Below are 14,375 nucleotides of genomic sequence, written 5' to 3'. Positions count from 1 at the left end.
GCAGGCCCAGGGTCGCCGCCCCGAGCAGCGCGGCCGTGGCCTCGGCCGCGGCCGCGGCCTCCGGCTCCGAGAACCCGGTCGCGTGCGCACTCAGGGAGCGCAGGTGGTCGTTGAGCATCCGGCCGAACGGGGTCGCGCCCCGGATCACCGACCCGTGCAGGGCGTCGAGTCCGCTCTGCCGGGATCCGAAGAGCGGGCGCGGCAGAACCACCGTGATGGCCTCGTAATCCGTGGAGGCGGCGGAGAGCGGCTGCGACAGGTCGAACAGGCAGATGTCGCCGGGGGCGCAGTCCCGCTCCCGGCCGCCGATCGCGACCCTGGACTGCCCGGAGACGCGCATGTGGGCGACGATGTGATCGACGCCCATCCGGGCGGTCAGGGCCCGCGCGCGCATGAACCGGAGCCCGGAGGCGCGGGCGCTGCAGACGATCGCGGTGCCGAGGTGCCGGACCCGGGACTGCCCGCGGAAGTCGGACAGGTCCTCCCGGCGGATCGTGAAATCCCAGAACGGCGCGACGGCGTCGCGCCAGTCGTCGGCCTGACGAGGGCCCGGGCTCTCGCCCGTGAGCTGCAGGATCGGTTTCGGTCGCATCGCCCGTGTCGGTCCTGACCGGGCGCGGCCCGGTCACACCGACAGTATGGTGATTCTGCCTGCCCAGAAAAGTGGCACTCCGTTCCAATCACCGGACTCCGGGCCCCGCCCCGTCCCGGTGCGGCCGGCGAAAGCCCGGCAAGAGGCCGACAAGAGGCCGACAAGAGGCCGACATGAGGCCGGAAACAGAACGTCCCGCAGGCCGGGTGGCCGCGGGACGGGGAGTTGCACGGTTGTGAGGATCGAGGGCTTCGATCTTTATGGTTAACCGACGGTTACCGGCCGCTCGGGGCCGCGCCGCTGCCGGTGGCGCCGTTGCCGGTGCTGCTGTCGCCCGCGGGGGCGCCGGGGGACGAGGTGTTCCCGTTGGGCGTGCTCTGCGCGGCGGCCATCCCGGCGGTGCCGGCGACGAGGGCGAGGGCGAGCAGGGCGGACTGAACGGTGCGGCTGGTCATGACTCTCCTTGAATCCCGATCGGGTTCTCGACGTGGGGTCCCGCCGTGCCGGCCCGTGCCGGCGCTGGCTGGAGAACCGCGCCTCTGCGGCCCCCGTTCCCGCCGGGGCGGGGGCGGCGCGAATCGGCCGCAGCCGCCCGCGGCCGCGCGTCGGGAACACCCGCGAATCCCGCGAGCTTGTCCGAGGGTCGAGACCGGGAGCGTGGCGTGAAGGTGTTCCGGATCATGCAGGCGGCCACGGGCGCGATTCTCTGGAGCGGCGCGGCGCTCGACCCCCTGGCGGCCCTCGACGCGATGGCGCGCGCCGCCGGCTTCCGTGACCGCACCCGGATCCCGAACTACCTGCGGGCCGGCGGCCTCCACGTCGAGGAACTGCTGGCCTGATCCCGCCGCGCCGGCGGACGAGACCGGAGGGAGACCATGACCAAGCTGTTCATCGCGCAGGTGCGCGACGCGGGCGGCGAGCGGCCGCTCGTGACGGTCCGCGCCGAGGCCGAGGGCGAGGCGCGCCTGTTCCTGTCGGCCGCCTATCCGGAGGCCGAGATCGCCGACGTCGCCGAGCCCGGCGACTGGATGAGCGACGCCGACACCGGATCCCGGCCCGGGGACGTCCGTGAGCATCCCGGCGTCGCGTGGCAGGCCCCCTCCAGCCTGGCGGGCTGAGGCGCGCCGCCCGGTCCGCAGTGCCGGGCCGAAGCGCGGGTCCCGGCCGCCGGAACCGGTGTGTTGCGGGGAGAACCGGGGAGAACCGGCTGATGCCGACACTTGTAGCGATCGCGTTCACGCGACTCTAGGTCTCCGCACCGAAGGTGCCGCATGCGATCCGCCGATCCGACACCGCGCCTGTTCGCGGCCGCGGCCGCCCTCACCGGCACCGGGATCCTGATGTGCCGGACCGAGCCGTCCTGGGACGGGATCCTGATCGGCCTGTTCTGCCTCGGGCTCTGGGCCCTCGGGACCCTCGCGGCACGGCCCGAACGCCCGGTCCGGCCCGCGCCGGCGCGGCGGCCCCTCGTGCTGGAAGCGGTCGTCGTCGAGACGCCCCGGGCCCCGATGGAGCTGCTGCCCGCACCCCGGCCCGCAGCGGCCCGGGACCGCACCCCACCCGGATCCTCCGGTCTGCCGGATGTGCCGACCCACCGGCAGCGCGTGGTCGAGCGCTCCACCCGCAGGCGCGGCTGAGCGCGGCTGAGCGCAGCGGGACGCGGTCGAACCCGACACGCCCCGGTCGCGGCCGGCGTCGCGAGCTTCTGCCGCACCGTCGATCCCGGTCTCCCCGCGTTGCCCGCAGCCACTCAGGAGATCAGCATGGCCGACAAGTCCGCCGACGGGGCAAACGTGACGACCTACACGGTGAAGCAGGCGCTGGCCGCCAAGGTGGCCGACCACATCGAGATCGCGGTCGAGGCGCAGGACGGCACGAAGCTCAAGCTCGTCGCGACCGCCGACCAGCTCGACGCCCTCGTGGGCGACCTGGAGACGATCCTGGACGCCGACGACGCGGAGGGCGAGGCGGCCTGAGCGAAGCGCGGGCGGTCTCTGCCCTCCGGACGTTGGCCGCCCGCGCACTCCGCGCGGGCGGCCCCCGCGCGTGCTCCGCGGGCACCCCTGCGCGGGCCGGGTGGATCTGGTATGGATCGCGCTCGACGCGTCGAACCCAGGAGGGCCGTATGTGCCACGGCGTCCCCGCCATCCGCACCGGCACATTGCCGGCGCCCGGGATCCTGCCGCGCCGCTCCGGCGCCGCGCCGGCCCGGTGAACGGACGGGAGATCGCCATGGCCCTGCCCGAGACCCCGGCGCCCTACCGGCTGCAATGCATGATCCACCGCGAGCGCGCCGGCGGCATCATCATCCACGACGAGCAGGTCGCCGCCCCCCTGGAGGAGGAGGCGGTCGCCGCCGCGAAGGCCCGCTTCGCCGAGCTGCGCGCCGGCCGAGCCGGCTCGGCGGCCCTGCGGGATCCCGCCGGCCGGGTCGTAGAGCGGGCCGGGCGGATCACCACAAGAGACCCTCCGCCTGCAGCCCGGCCACCAGCAGGAACAGCGCCGAGAGGAACGCCACCGCGAGATACGGGGCCGGCGTGTCGGTCATCGGGCCCTCCCGGCCGACGCGGGGCCGGCATCTTCGATCCCGATCCGGACCCGGAGGGCCGGCATCGAAGGCAGCGCGACGGGGTGCATGCGCGTCTCCTGAACTCTCCATCGACGACGACGCCGGCACATAGGGCCTGCGGCGCGCCGGAAAAGCCGCCACGGCCGCACGGTCCGGCCGTGGCGGCGCCTTCTCCACAGGCCGGGTGATCCGGCGCCGCGCCGGCGCGGCGGCGCCGCTGCCCCGCGAGATCTGACGCCCCCGAGGAGATCGATCCGGCCCGGGGCCCGCGCCAAGACACGGCGGTGCCGGAACAAGGTTCGGGGCGGCGGGGACACTGGATTCATGGGCGCCGATCCGCGGCGGCGAGCGCGCGTCGACGCGGTTCAGGCGCGACGCAGGCGCCCGAAGCCGCCCGGAACTCCCGCGATACAGGCCCGGATCGCGCGAGATCTGCGGCGGGAACCGCGGCCGCGGGCCGGGGGCCGGCGGGAAGGGGCCGTCAATTAATGTTAACCGCTCGCGGGATCGCGATCGGGCTTGCGGCCGGCCGGCCGGTAGGATTTATTAAGCCTCGAAGCTTCCTGGTTGGTCCTGGGAACGTTCATCGACGAACTGAAGCCCCGTCCGCTCCCGCGCGACGGGGCATTTTGTTTCTGGAAACACTCGATTACAAATATTCTTCTTGGGTTCGACCAGTCGCTCTCGCGATGTGCTCCAGCGCACCCGGCTGTTTCGGCGTCGGAGACCCGATTCCGAGCTGTTGCAGCGATGCACTATCGGCCCGGCGCGTCCTGGCGTTCTGTCCGGCCCGCACACATCCCGCCCAACGGGAGACAGAGGACCAGATGATCAAGAAGCTTCTCCTCGCGAGCGCCGCCACGGCTCTCCTGACCGGCGCCGCCTCGGCCGCCGACCTGCCGCGCCGCGCCGCCCCGCCGCCGGTGTTCACCCCCGTCCCGGTCTTCACCTGGACCGGCGCCTACTTCGGTATCAACGCTGGCTACGCCTTCGACGCCAGCAGCAACAACACCAACAGCTTCGGCGTGCCCGCCCCCTACGGCAACGGCACCACCGCCTTCTTCAGCCAGCGCAACCAGGAAGGCTTCACCGGCGGTGGCCAGGTCGGCTACAACTTCCAGTTCACCCCGGGCTCGGGCATCGTCGTCGGTATCGAGGCCGACGCCCAGTACCTCGACTTCGGCCGCAGCCGGAACAACGCCTTCCTCGTCGGTCCGCTGGCCCCCGGCTACTACGTCACCGACCCGCGCGGCCTCTCCAGCCTCGACTTCTTCGGCACCGTCCGCGGCCGCCTCGGCTACGCCTTCGACCGCGTCCTCGTGTACGGCACCGGCGGCTTCGCCTACGGCTCGGGCAGCGCCGACCGCTCCTTCGGCGGTTTCGCCGGCAACGACAGCTTCCGCACCGGCTACGCGGTCGGCGGCGGCATCGAGTACGCCCTGCCCACCGACTCGTTCCTGAACTTCTTCCGCTCCTCGGCCGTGACGCTCAAGGTCGAAGGCCTGTACGTCAACCTCGACCGCAACACCCGCAACCAGGGTGCGTTCGTCATCAACGCCGCCAACAACTTCCCGGTGGTGTACAACAACATCGGCCGCCGCGACGACGAGTTCGCCGTCATCCGCGCCGGCCTGAACTACAAGTTCGGCTCGTACTGAGATCCACCCGCGCGCCGTCCCGGTCGCCGGGACGGCGCGCGGGCCTCTGGACAGGCCGCATCCCCTCTCGACCTGAGCATCCCCAGCCCGATCAGACTGGCCGCTTGAGCCGAGGAGCGTCCCGGGAGCCCTTCCCGGGACGTCTTGCGTCGGGGACGAGGGCGCGCGTCAGGCGTGGACCGCGTGCTCCAGCTGCGCCTTCGACATCCGCGACCGGCCGGGCACGTTCTGCGCGCGGGCCTTGCGCATGAGGTCCGCCTTCGTCGTCTCCGACTTGCCGGACGTCTTGCCGGACGTCTTGGCGGCAGACTTTGCGGCAGATTTGCCGGACACATTGCCCTTGCCGGACGCCTTGGCGGCCTTGCCGTCCTCGCGCGCCGCGGCGGCCTTCTCGGCGGCGGCCTTCGGCTGCTTCGAGAACTGCTTGCCCTTCCGGGTATCGGCCCGCTTCTTGGCCGTGCTGGCGGCGTATTCCTTGTCGGTCAGGCTCTCGCGGGCCTTCTTGGGCAGGTAGCGCTCGCCGGTCTTGCCGCTCTCCTGGCCCGACTTCGTGCCCCATTCCTCGTCGGTCCATTGCTGGAGATGGTTGTCGGCCGACTTCTTGCCGGCGTAGCCGCCGCCTTCCTTCTTGTATTCGGCGGTGGCGATCTGCGCCTTGCGCGCCGACCACTGGCCGGGCTTCCCGCCCTTCTCGGATTTCGTGACCTGCGTCTTGACCTTGTCCCAGAGTTTCGGGTCGGTCTTCTTGGCGGTTCCTGACATCGGCGCCTCGTGAAAAAGATTTGGCAGACAACACGGGCCCCGCGACCGTGTTCCTGCGGCGCGTTCGCCCGGCCTACGCCCTCCCGCAGGCACCCTCCCACCTCCTCCACAACTCCGCGCGCGCGGCGCCCGCCGCCCCGACCGGGGCCGCCGGATACGCCGGCGGCCTGACGGGTTGGCCCTCAGGGGATCGGCCGCATGGTCCGATATGGCCCGATCCGCCCGGGACCCCCGCCGCGCCGCGCGCCGGCGCCCGGAACTCAGGTCGATCGCGAGGGATGCAGCATGGCCGACGCGCCGGACGACACCCAGGCCGAGCGGATGCCGCACGGCGAACCGGAGCGCGCGGGCCTGGCCGACAGCCCGCGCGACACCGCCACCGGCACGGTCAGGCCGCAGGGCGGCCCGATGGAGCGGGCCGGCACCGAGAAGGAGGAGGCGCGCCGGGGCGGGACCAGCCTCGGCGCGGAGCGCGACCGGCCGGGCGGCCGGGACTGAGCGACGCCGTCGAGACGGCTCACGAGAGAAGAGGACACAGCATGCAGATCCGGCACAAGCCCTTGCGCGAGCAGGTGATCGTCATCACCGGCGCGTCCAGCGGGATCGGCCTCGCCACCGCCCGGGCGGCCGCCCGCCGCGGCGCCCGCGTCGTGCTGGCAGCCCGGAACGGCGACGCCCTCGACGCCATCGTCCGCGACATCCAGGAGCGCGGCGGCGAGGCCCGGGCCGTGGTGACCGACGTGTCCCGCCGCGCGGATGTCGAGGCTCTGGCCGCCGAGACCGTGCGCGCCTATGGCGGCTTCGACACCTGGGTCAACAATGCCGGCCTCTCGATCTTCGGCCGCCTCGAGGCGGTCTCGGACGAGGACCATCGCCGGCTGTTCGACGTCAATTTCTGGGGGATCGTCTACGGCTCGACGGTGGCGCTGCAGCACCTGAAGAAGGCCGGCGGCGCGCTGGTCAACCTGGGCTCCGTCGCCTCCGACCTCGCCCTGCCGATCCAGGGCATGTACTCCGCCTCCAAGCACGCGATCAAAGGCTTCACGGACGCGCTCCGGATGGAGCTCCAGGAGGAGGGGGCCCCGGTCTCGGTGACGCTCATCAAACCGGCCTCGATCGACACGCCGTTCCCGGAGCATGCCCGGAACTACATGGCGCAGGCTCCGAAGCTGCCGCCGCCGGTCTACGACCCCGCGGACGTCGCCGACGCGATCCTGTACGCCGCGGAGCGCGGGCCCCGCGACCTCTATGTCGGCGGCGGCGGCAGGCTGATGAGCGCGATGCGCGAGCGGGTGCCCGCGGTGACCGACTGGATGGGCGCCCAGGTGATGGCGCGGAGCCAGACGGCCGGCGTGGCCGGCAAGCAGCGGGACGGCGCCCTCCACGCGGCCGGCCGCGACGGGGCCGTGCGGGGCGGCTCGCCCCACCACGTCATGCGCAGCGCCTACACGCGGGCCTCGATCAACCCGATCCTGACCGGGATCCTGCTGGCTGGGGCCACGGCGGCCGCGGCCTCGCTCCTGGGCCGCGCCGACCGCCGCTAGGACGCCGATGTCGGACGCCGATGTCGGACGCCGATGTCGGACGCCGCGGCAGGACGCCGATGCGGCGCCCGCTCCCGCGCGGGCGCCGGGCGGAGTGTTTGTTTCTAGACGGTTATGGCGGAGGTCAGCCCACATTCAGGCCCGATGACCATTCTAGCCGGGTCTTGCGCCGGGCCGAACCGGCGCGGAATCGCACAGAAGGTCTGATGATGATGCACGTGAAGATGATCGCGGCCGCCGCGGCTGTCGTCGGCGGCCTCGGCCTGGCCTCCGCCGGCGCGGCGCCCCTGACGCCCGCCGGCGCCGACACGATCACCGGCCCCGCCGCGGTCAGCACCGTCGCGTTCGGCTGCGGCCCGGGCTGGGCGCCCGGCCCGTACGGGCGCTGCCGGCCGATGTACCGGCGGCCGCGCTTCTACGGCCCGCGCTGCTTCTTCCGTCCGACCCCGTGGGGACCGCGGCGCGTCTGCCGCTAGCGACGCGCACGCGTCCCGACGCGACGGTCCGGCGCCGATCCCGGCGCCGAACCGTGACACAACCCGCGGGTTGATCCAGGGGCAGGTCCCGTCTCCGAGGAGGTGGTGGCCTGCCCCTTCCCGTTGGCGGCGACGCGGGCGGATCGGACGGGGGGACGGCGCATCCGGCCCCCGTCCGCTCCGCTCTCCGGCGGTGTCGGGGGTGCCTCGACCGGGACCGCGCACGGTTCCGCTCCGTTTGGACATGGCCATGGCCCAGGATCAGAGCGGCGGCGCGACCCCCTCGGCGGCGGAACGGGCGGCGGCCGAGCGCGTCGCCCGCAAGCGCCTCGGCCCGGACGGCTGCCCGGAGCACGCCGCGGCGCCGGACCGCCGCGCCGCCGGACGTGCCCGGGGCGGCCGGTAGGGCCCATCACCGGCCCCGGTGCCTGTGCCGGGCGGCTCCCCGGACGGCGGCCCCAGAATTCCCGGGTCGGGCCCGGGAATAAAGCCCGTTGCCGCCCGGTTCCGATTGTGTGGCACAAGGTTGCAAGCTGGAGCACCAGGGCGGGGACCCATGGCTTCGCAGGCTCTCGACGGGACGGGCTCGGCCCGGCCGCCGACATGACGACCCTGGCGCGGGCGCGCTTCAGCCAGCTCGTTCTCCCGCGCCTGGACGAGGGCTACCGGCTCGCGCACTGGCTCACCGGCAACGCCACCGACGCCGAGGACGTGATGCAGGAGGCGTGTCTGCGCGCCTACCGGGCGATCGAGGGGTTCGCCGAGGGCAATGCCCGGGCGTGGTTCCTGACCATCGTCCGCAACACCGGCTATTCCTGGCTGCAGCGGCACCGGCCGCGGGCGGTGGTCTTCGCCGACGACCTCGCCCCCGCGGCCCGCGCCGAACTGGAGATCGGGGGCGTCCTGACCGAGGCTCCGGAGACGCCCGAGGCGACCCTCATCGCCCGCGACGATGCGGGGCAGCTCGCCCGGGCGGTCGAGGCCCTGCCGGTGGCCTTCCGCGAGGCGCTGGTCCTGCGCGAGTACCACGGCCTCAGCTACCGGGAGATCGCCGCGGTGACGGGGGTCCCGATCGGGACCGTGATGTCGCGCCTCGGCCGCGCGCGGCAGCACCTGCTTGCACGGCTCGCGAGGGACGGGCGATGACCGACGACGAGACCCTCCTGCTCCTCAGCGCCTACGCGGACGGCGAGCTGTCGCCCGGCGAGGTCCTGGCCATGGAGCGCCGGCTCGCGGCGGACCCCGACGCGCGGGCCCTGGCGGAGCACCTCCGCGACCTGTCGGCCAGCCTGCGCGAGCCCCTCGCGGGCCCGCCCGCCCCGGCATCCCTGCGCGCGCGCGTGGTCGAGCAGATCGGCTTCTCCGACCCGCCCCCGTCCCGCGGCCGTCTCGGCGGCCTGTTCGGGACCCGGCCCGGATCCCGGCTCGAGTCCCGGCTCGAATCCTGGCTCGAGTCCTGGCTCAAGTCCTGGCGGGAATCCCGGCAGGCGCTGGCCGCGACGCTGCTCGTCGGCCTGGTCGGCGGGGCCGCGCTCGGCGGCGGGGTCGTCTACGGCGACCGCCCCGACGGCACCCCGGATACCGGCGCGGCCGTGCTCGCCGGCCATCTCCGCGGCCTCGCGGCGCCCCAGCCCTTCGACGTCGCCTCCTCGGACCGGCACGTGGTGAAGCCCTGGTTCAACGGCCGGACCACCCTCGCGCCCGAGGCCCCCGACCTGTCCGACCAGGGCTTCCCGCTGGTCGGCGGCCGGGTCGACATCGTCGGCGGCACCCCCGTTCCGACCCTGGTCTATCGCCGCGACCGGCACGTCATCAGCGTCACGGTGGTCCCCGCCGCCGACGGCCCCGGGGCCGGCGAGGAGCGGCGCGACGGGTCCACGATCGAGCGCTGGCGCCTCGGCGACCTCACCTACTGGGCGGTGTCGGACCTCAACCGGCGCGACCTGCGCGCCTTCGCCGACCTGTTCCAGTCCCGCACCGGCGGCCCGCCCGGCTGAGGCGGGAATAACGGTCGTCAATGCCGGGTTATTACTGATATCGTGATGTCGATCCGGCGGGGATCCCAGCGTGATCAGTCAGTCGTATCTGAAAATTCGCAGAGCCGAAACAGTATCCGAGATCGGCCCCGCGCAGGTGCGGCGGTCCCAGTCCGGCGGCGCCCCGGCCTTCCCGGACCCGTCCCTCGTGGAGGCGGCGCTCCATCTCCTGGCCGAGCATCTCGAGCAGGGACTGGCGGTGACCGACCGGTACGGGCGGGTCCACTTCCTGAACCGCGTCGCGCAGGCCTGCGTCGCGCGCGGCCTCCTGTGCCTCGAGCACGGCAGCCTGCGCGGCGCGGCGCCCGAGGACAGCGCGGCGCTGCGCCGGGTCATCGCGCGCTGCGCCGCCGGCCATCGCGGCGGCTCGGTGCGCCTGGAGGGCGCGGGCGGGACCCTCCTGGTCGCCGCCTCGGCGATTCCCGGAACGCTCGGCCCGATCGGCGAGGGCGCCGTTCTGCTGCGCCTCACCGACCCCGGGACCCCGCGCCTGCCGGATCCCGGCGTCCTGCAGGACCAGTTCGGCTTCACGCCCGCGGAGGCGGCCCTGGCCGTCGACATCCTGGCCGGGAACGACCTCGCGGCGAGCGCGACGCGGCGGCGAATCACCCGGAACACGGCGCGCGTGCACCTGCGGCACCTCTTCGAGAAGACGGGGACGCGCCGCCAAGCCGAGCTGGTGCGCCTGCTCCTGCTCTGCCCGCAGCCGATCGCGGACGCTTAGCGCTCTCAGCGAAAAATATTCGCGCCGCGAGCCGCGCTTAGTCCGAACGGGGGATGCGGACATTCCAAAATAAAGCGACGCTGATCCGGCCGATCGTGGACGAACCACGGATCTTTCGGCGCAACGGAGGCTGGATCATGATCCTCTCGGTCCTGAAGTCTGTCCGGAAGAACCGGATCGCGGCGCGAAATCTTCGCATTCTGTCGGCCCTGGACGACGAGATGCTGCGGGACATCGGCCTCGACCGGCGCACGCTCCGCAGCTTCTGCGAGAACGGCTGCTCGCACGTGCCGCCGCCGAGCCAGGCCGAGGCGCCCCGTTCCGTCGTGATGCCCGGCGCGCTCGGGATCGCCTTCCGCTGAACGCCCGCCGGATCGCCCGTCGCGCCGCCCCCCGCGCCACCCCGGCCGGGACGCTCAGATCTCGACACAGATCTTGCCGAAGTGGCGGTTGCTCTCCTGGTGGCGGAACGCCGCGACGAGGTCGTCGAGGGGGAAGCGCCGGTCGATGACCGGCCGCAGCCCGCAGGCGTCGATGCCGCGGATCATCTCGATCTGGTGGCGCCGGCTGCCGACCAGCACGCCCTGCAGCCGGATCTGCTTCAGGAGCGCCGGCACCAGCGGCAGCTCGCCCGCGACACCCGAGAGAATGCCGATCACCGAGATGTGGCCGGCGACCCGCGCGGCCGCCATAGACTGCTCCAGCGTCGCCGGGCCGCCGACGTCGAGGACGTGGTCGACGCCGCGCCCGCCGGTCAGGCGCCGGGCGGTCTCGCCCCAGGCCGGGTCGGCCCGGTAGTTGATGACGTGGTCGGCGCCGAGCCCGCGCAGGCGCTCCAGCTTGTCGTCGCTGGAGGAGGTGGCAATCACCGTGGCCCCCGCCGCCTTGGCGAATTGCAGGCCGAACAGCGACACGCCGCCGGTGCCCTGCACCAGCACCACGTCGCCGCTCTTCAGGCCGGCATCGGCGTGCAGCGCCCGCCACGCGGTCAGCGCGGCGGTGGTGAGCGTCGCCGCCTCGGCGTGGTCCCAGCCCACCGGGGCGCGGGTGAAGGCGGTGACGGGCGCGGTGACGCGCCCGCGGGCGTAGCCGTCGACCCCGTCGCCCGGCACGGTGGCGAAGCCCTCGACCAGCGGCGTGCCCTCCAGCCATGTCGGGAAGAACGTGCTGACCACCCGGTCGCCCGGGGCGAATTCGGTCACGCCCGGCCCGACGGCCTCGACCTCGCCGGCCCCGTCGGACATCGGGACGCGCGGCTCGCTCGGCCCCCACATCCCGCTGACCACCGCGTAGTCGTGGTAGTTGAGGGAACTCGCCCGCAGGCGGACGGTGATCGCCCCGGGCCCGGGCTCCGGCACGGGCCGCTCGCCGAAGGTCACCTTGTCGAAGCCGCCGCCGGGCTGCACGATGACGGCCCGGGCTGTCGATCCGGTCATGACGCACCTGTCGCTCCGCGGCCTCGGCCGCCGGGAGGCGGACACTGGCAGGCCCTGAGCGCCGCGTCGAGACGAGGGTGCCGCGCCGGGCCGGGCCGTCCGCCGCGGGGCGGGGAGGGCGGCCCGGGACCCCNGAGGCGCATGGCGGCCCGGCAGCAATTCGCGCTCCCAGAGGGGTTCGAGGCGGCGCTGACTCCCTGGCTCGCGCAGCGGTCCCGCGCCGACGACTGGTCGAACGCCCGCGAGATGCGGACCCTCCTGGAGAAGGCCCGCGAGGCCCAGGCCGCCCGGGTCCGCTGCGCCGCGCCGGCGCCAAGGTCGCGGATCGCATCCCGTCCATGGAAGGAGGGCAGACCGTGTCGACCGAGCGCGTCGTTCTGACCGAAAGCATAGCGCCGACGGCGTCCAGGATCTTCACGCAGGCCGGGATCGGCGCCGTCCGGCAGCTGTCGCGCGCGGTCAGCCCCGGGGACGCCCGCGATCTGGCCGACGTCACCGTCCTCGGCATCCGCTCGCGCACGCAGGTCACCGCCGCGCTCCTCGACGCCCTGCCCGATCTCGCCGCCATCGGCTGCTTCAGCGTCGGGACCAACCAGGTCGACCTCGAGACGGCCCGCGCCCGCGGCCTGCCCGTCTTCAACGCGCCGTTCTCGAACACGCGCAGCGTCGCCGAACTCACGATCGGCGAGATCGTGATGCTCCTCCGGCGCATCGTGCCGCGCTCGGTCGCCGCGCACGAGGGCGGCTGGGACAAGTCGGCCACCGGCGCCTTCGAGGTGCGCGGCAAGACCCTGGGCATCGTCGGCTACGGCAATATCGGCGCGCAGCTCTCGAACCTCGCCGAGGCGATGGGCATGCGCGTCATCTTCTACGATCTCACCGACAAGCTCCGGCACGGCAACACCGAGCCGGCCGAGAGCTTCGAGGCCCTGCTCGCCGCGAGCGACGTGGTCAGCCTGCACGTCCCGGAGACGCCGCTGACCCACGGGCTGATGGGCGCGGAGCGGATCCGCGCGATGAAGCCGGGCGCCTACCTGATCAACAACAGCCGCGGCACGGTTGTGGACCTGGACGCCCTGGCAGCGGCCCTGCGCGACGGGCATCTCGCCGGGGCCGCGATCGACGTCTTCCCCGTGGAGCCGACCTCCAACGCGGAGCGCTTCGTCTCGCCCCTGCAGGGCCTGCCGAACGTGATCCTCACCCCGCATGTCGGCGGCTCGACCGAGGAGGCCCAGGACCGCATCGGCGCGGAGGTGGCCCGCAAGCTGGTCGACTACGTCCAGACCGGCTCGACGCTCGGCGCCGTGAACTTCCCGCAGGTCCAGCTGCCGCCGCGCCTGTCCGGCGCGCGCTTCCTGCACGTGCACCGGAACGTGCCCGGCGTGCTCGGGCAGATCAACGCGATCTTCTCGGGCCGATCGCTCAACATCGACGCGCAGTACCTGCAGACGGACGGCGAGTTCGGCTACGTCGTGGTCGACGCGTCGGTGCCGCCGGGCGAGGCGGACGCGGTGCTCCGCGCGCTGCGGGCCATCGACGGCACGGTGCGGACGCGGCACCTCCGGCCGAAGGCGGGGTAAGGAGCCCCGATTCGAAAGGCCAGAGGCCTGTCGCGGATGCGGGCGGGAGCCCCGCCGTGACACAGCATCAGGGCTCCGCCCCGATGCCCCGCCCGAGGGCATGCTCTCGGGGATCCCGCGACGGCGCGCCGGCGCGCGGTCGGCGCCCCGCCGGTCACGGTCGCGGCAGGGTGTGCGGCGCCGGGCCCGGGTCGCGGGCCGAGCCGAGGTTCAGGACACCGTCGTGCCGGCCGTTCTGCTCCGCGCCGCGGCTTCGACGAACAACCTGCGCTGCAAGTCCTCGCCAATTTGGCAGCACATTCTCGCGCCCGGCCTCTACAGTGACGGCGTCGACATACAGTCGATGCAGGGCCGAACGGAGGTTTGCCGTGATCGCCAGCAAGGAACGGATCGCCCGGATGACTGCGCCGTGTCTGCCGTGTTGCCGCATCCAGGAGGAGGCGCGCGCACGACATCAGACACGCGAGGCGATTACCGATGCTGACCTATGACACGACCCGGAACACCGGTCCCGACCTGAGCCCCGAACCGGCCGCCGCCCTCGGCCGGGCCCTGCCCCGGAGCGTCCGCTCCCATCCCTCCCACGAACGCGCCGCCCTCGCGAGCGCCCTCGACGACGGCCTGATGCCCGACGAGGTCGCCCGGATCCTCGCCGGCCGCCGGGTGGCCGAGGCCTTCCCGATCCGCTGGGGCGAGAGCCCGGAAGCCTACGCGTCCCGGGCCGTGTCCGAGATGTTCGTCGCCTACCTCCAGTAGGCGCGCCGCGGCCGGCCGCGCCGGCTTCTCCGACCACGAAACGATGGAACCCTGCCATGTCGGTTCTCCCCCGCGGGTGGAGGCGCCGGTCGGGGACGGCTGCCTGCGCGCTCGCCGTGGCGCTCGGTGCCGCTGGCCCGGCCGCGGCCGGACACCTGCCGAAGGGCGGCGCCGCGACCGCGGCAGACGGCCTGGCGAGCCGCGCCGGGCCGTAGCGGCCCGCCGACCCTCGACACGCCGCG

The 14,375-nt window shown here is 73.5% G+C and carries 21 protein-coding genes; 16 read left to right on the top strand and 5 right to left on the bottom strand.

Going from position 1 to position 14,375, the window contains the following annotated elements; all coding sequences use genetic code 11:
• Together MMR14E_RS08065 and MMR14E_RS08060 are read right to left on the bottom strand one after the other, a co-directional pair.
• Positions 1 to 592, bottom strand: a 592-nt coding sequence (locus MMR14E_RS08065) for a cupin domain-containing protein (RefSeq protein WP_419539322.1), incomplete at its 3' end; no start/stop codon positions are given.
• Positions 593 to 867: 275 nt separating this feature from the next.
• Positions 868 to 1,047: a hypothetical protein gene (locus MMR14E_RS08060; protein WP_331313623.1), complete on the bottom strand. Its 180-nt coding sequence runs from the start codon at positions 1,045 to 1,047 to the stop codon at positions 868 to 870.
• Positions 1,048 to 1,254: 207 nt separating this feature from the next.
• Between MMR14E_RS08060 and MMR14E_RS08055 the strand changes: the two genes are divergently transcribed.
• The 5 genes from MMR14E_RS08055 to MMR14E_RS08035 all read left to right on the top strand — a co-directional run bounded on the left by MMR14E_RS08055 (position 1,255) and on the right by MMR14E_RS08035 (position 4,819).
• The gene (locus MMR14E_RS08055) at positions 1,255 to 1,431 is read left to right on the top strand and encodes a hypothetical protein (protein WP_331313622.1); all 177 of its coding nucleotides are present in this window, start codon (positions 1,255 to 1,257) and stop codon (positions 1,429 to 1,431) included.
• Positions 1,432 to 1,467: 36 nt separating this feature from the next.
• Positions 1,468 to 1,710, top strand: a complete 243-nt coding sequence (locus MMR14E_RS08050; protein WP_331313621.1) for a hypothetical protein — start codon at positions 1,468 to 1,470, stop codon at positions 1,708 to 1,710.
• 153 nt (positions 1,711 to 1,863) lie between these two features.
• On the top strand, positions 1,864 to 2,229 hold the full coding sequence (locus MMR14E_RS08045; RefSeq protein ID WP_331313620.1) for an energy transducer TonB: 366 nt from the start codon (positions 1,864 to 1,866) through the stop codon (positions 2,227 to 2,229).
• A gap of 126 nt (positions 2,230 to 2,355) precedes the next feature.
• Positions 2,356 to 2,568 (top strand): hypothetical protein, encoded by a 213-nt coding sequence (locus MMR14E_RS08040; RefSeq protein ID WP_331313619.1) that lies wholly within the window; start codon positions 2,356 to 2,358, stop codon positions 2,566 to 2,568.
• A gap of 1,420 nt (positions 2,569 to 3,988) precedes the next feature.
• Positions 3,989 to 4,819, top strand: a complete 831-nt coding sequence (locus MMR14E_RS08035) for a porin family protein (protein ID WP_331313618.1) — start codon at positions 3,989 to 3,991, stop codon at positions 4,817 to 4,819.
• Between the two features lie 168 nt (positions 4,820 to 4,987).
• Here MMR14E_RS08035 and MMR14E_RS08030 read toward each other — a convergent pair whose 3' ends face one another.
• Positions 4,988 to 5,581, bottom strand: a complete 594-nt coding sequence (locus MMR14E_RS08030; protein WP_331313617.1) for a hypothetical protein — start codon at positions 5,579 to 5,581, stop codon at positions 4,988 to 4,990.
• A 285-nt stretch (positions 5,582 to 5,866) separates the two neighbouring features.
• Between MMR14E_RS08030 and MMR14E_RS08025 the strand changes: the two genes are divergently transcribed.
• The 8 genes from MMR14E_RS08025 to MMR14E_RS07990 all read left to right on the top strand — a co-directional run bounded on the left by MMR14E_RS08025 (position 5,867) and on the right by MMR14E_RS07990 (position 10,723).
• Positions 5,867 to 6,079 (top strand): hypothetical protein, encoded by a 213-nt coding sequence (locus tag MMR14E_RS08025; protein WP_331313616.1) that lies wholly within the window; start codon positions 5,867 to 5,869, stop codon positions 6,077 to 6,079.
• A 41-nt stretch (positions 6,080 to 6,120) separates the two neighbouring features.
• The gene (locus tag MMR14E_RS08020; RefSeq protein WP_331313615.1) at positions 6,121 to 7,125 is read left to right on the top strand and encodes an SDR family oxidoreductase; all 1,005 of its coding nucleotides are present in this window, start codon (positions 6,121 to 6,123) and stop codon (positions 7,123 to 7,125) included.
• A 209-nt stretch (positions 7,126 to 7,334) separates the two neighbouring features.
• A complete protein-coding gene (locus tag MMR14E_RS08015) occupies positions 7,335 to 7,601 on the top strand; it encodes a GCG_CRPN prefix-to-repeats domain-containing protein (protein ID WP_331313625.1) in 267 nt (88 codons plus the stop codon).
• 250 nt (positions 7,602 to 7,851) lie between these two features.
• Positions 7,852 to 8,007 carry a hypothetical protein gene (locus MMR14E_RS08010; RefSeq protein ID WP_331313614.1) on the top strand — a complete coding sequence of 52 codons (156 nt, stop codon included), beginning with the start codon at positions 7,852 to 7,854 and terminating at the stop codon, positions 8,005 to 8,007.
• Between the two features lie 197 nt (positions 8,008 to 8,204).
• Entirely contained in the window at positions 8,205 to 8,747 is a 543-nt protein-coding gene (locus MMR14E_RS08005; RefSeq protein WP_331313613.1) for a sigma-70 family RNA polymerase sigma factor, read from the top strand.
• Positions 8,744 to 9,598 (top strand): anti-sigma factor, encoded by an 855-nt coding sequence (locus tag MMR14E_RS08000; RefSeq protein ID WP_331313612.1) that lies wholly within the window; start codon positions 8,744 to 8,746, stop codon positions 9,596 to 9,598. Before MMR14E_RS08005 ends, MMR14E_RS08000 begins: the two co-directional genes overlap by 4 nt.
• A gap of 70 nt (positions 9,599 to 9,668) precedes the next feature.
• Positions 9,669 to 10,361, top strand: a complete 693-nt coding sequence (locus tag MMR14E_RS07995) for a helix-turn-helix transcriptional regulator (protein ID WP_331313611.1) — start codon at positions 9,669 to 9,671, stop codon at positions 10,359 to 10,361.
• Between the two features lie 137 nt (positions 10,362 to 10,498).
• Positions 10,499 to 10,723 carry a DUF1127 domain-containing protein gene (locus MMR14E_RS07990; protein WP_331313610.1) on the top strand — a complete coding sequence of 75 codons (225 nt, stop codon included), beginning with the start codon at positions 10,499 to 10,501 and terminating at the stop codon, positions 10,721 to 10,723.
• A 54-nt stretch (positions 10,724 to 10,777) separates the two neighbouring features.
• Here MMR14E_RS07990 and MMR14E_RS07985 read toward each other — a convergent pair whose 3' ends face one another.
• Entirely contained in the window at positions 10,778 to 11,797 is a 1,020-nt protein-coding gene (locus MMR14E_RS07985; protein WP_331313609.1) for an NAD(P)-dependent alcohol dehydrogenase, read from the bottom strand.
• A gap of 141 nt (positions 11,798 to 11,938) precedes the next feature.
• Here MMR14E_RS07985 and MMR14E_RS07980 point away from each other — a divergent pair, with 141 nt between their 5' ends.
• The gene (locus MMR14E_RS07980; protein ID WP_331313608.1) at positions 11,939 to 12,178 is read left to right on the top strand and encodes a hypothetical protein; all 240 of its coding nucleotides are present in this window, start codon (positions 11,939 to 11,941) and stop codon (positions 12,176 to 12,178) included.
• Positions 12,136 to 13,377, top strand: coding sequence for a phosphoglycerate dehydrogenase (gene serA, locus MMR14E_RS07975; protein ID WP_419539321.1), 1,242 nt, complete (start codon positions 12,136 to 12,138; stop codon positions 13,375 to 13,377). The genes MMR14E_RS07980 and serA overlap by 43 nt, the downstream gene beginning before the upstream one ends.
• 154 nt (positions 13,378 to 13,531) lie before the next feature.
• On the opposite strand, the gene MMR14E_RS07970 is transcribed toward serA, so the two are convergent.
• On the bottom strand, positions 13,532 to 13,759 hold the full coding sequence (locus tag MMR14E_RS07970) for a hypothetical protein (protein WP_331313606.1): 228 nt from the start codon (positions 13,757 to 13,759) through the stop codon (positions 13,532 to 13,534).
• Between the two features lie 95 nt (positions 13,760 to 13,854).
• Here MMR14E_RS07970 and MMR14E_RS07965 point away from each other — a divergent pair, with 95 nt between their 5' ends.
• Positions 13,855 to 14,133 (top strand): hypothetical protein, encoded by a 279-nt coding sequence (locus tag MMR14E_RS07965; protein WP_331313605.1) that lies wholly within the window; start codon positions 13,855 to 13,857, stop codon positions 14,131 to 14,133.
• The last annotated feature ends 242 nt before the right edge of the window (positions 14,134 to 14,375 follow it).

It is taken from the genome of Methylobacterium mesophilicum, from assembly GCF_036441335.1.
GTDB lineage: Bacteria > Pseudomonadota > Alphaproteobacteria > Rhizobiales > Beijerinckiaceae > Methylobacterium > Methylobacterium mesophilicum_B.
Note: the sequence above shows the minus strand (reverse complement) of the source record. Positions and strands in the feature narration are given on the sequence as shown.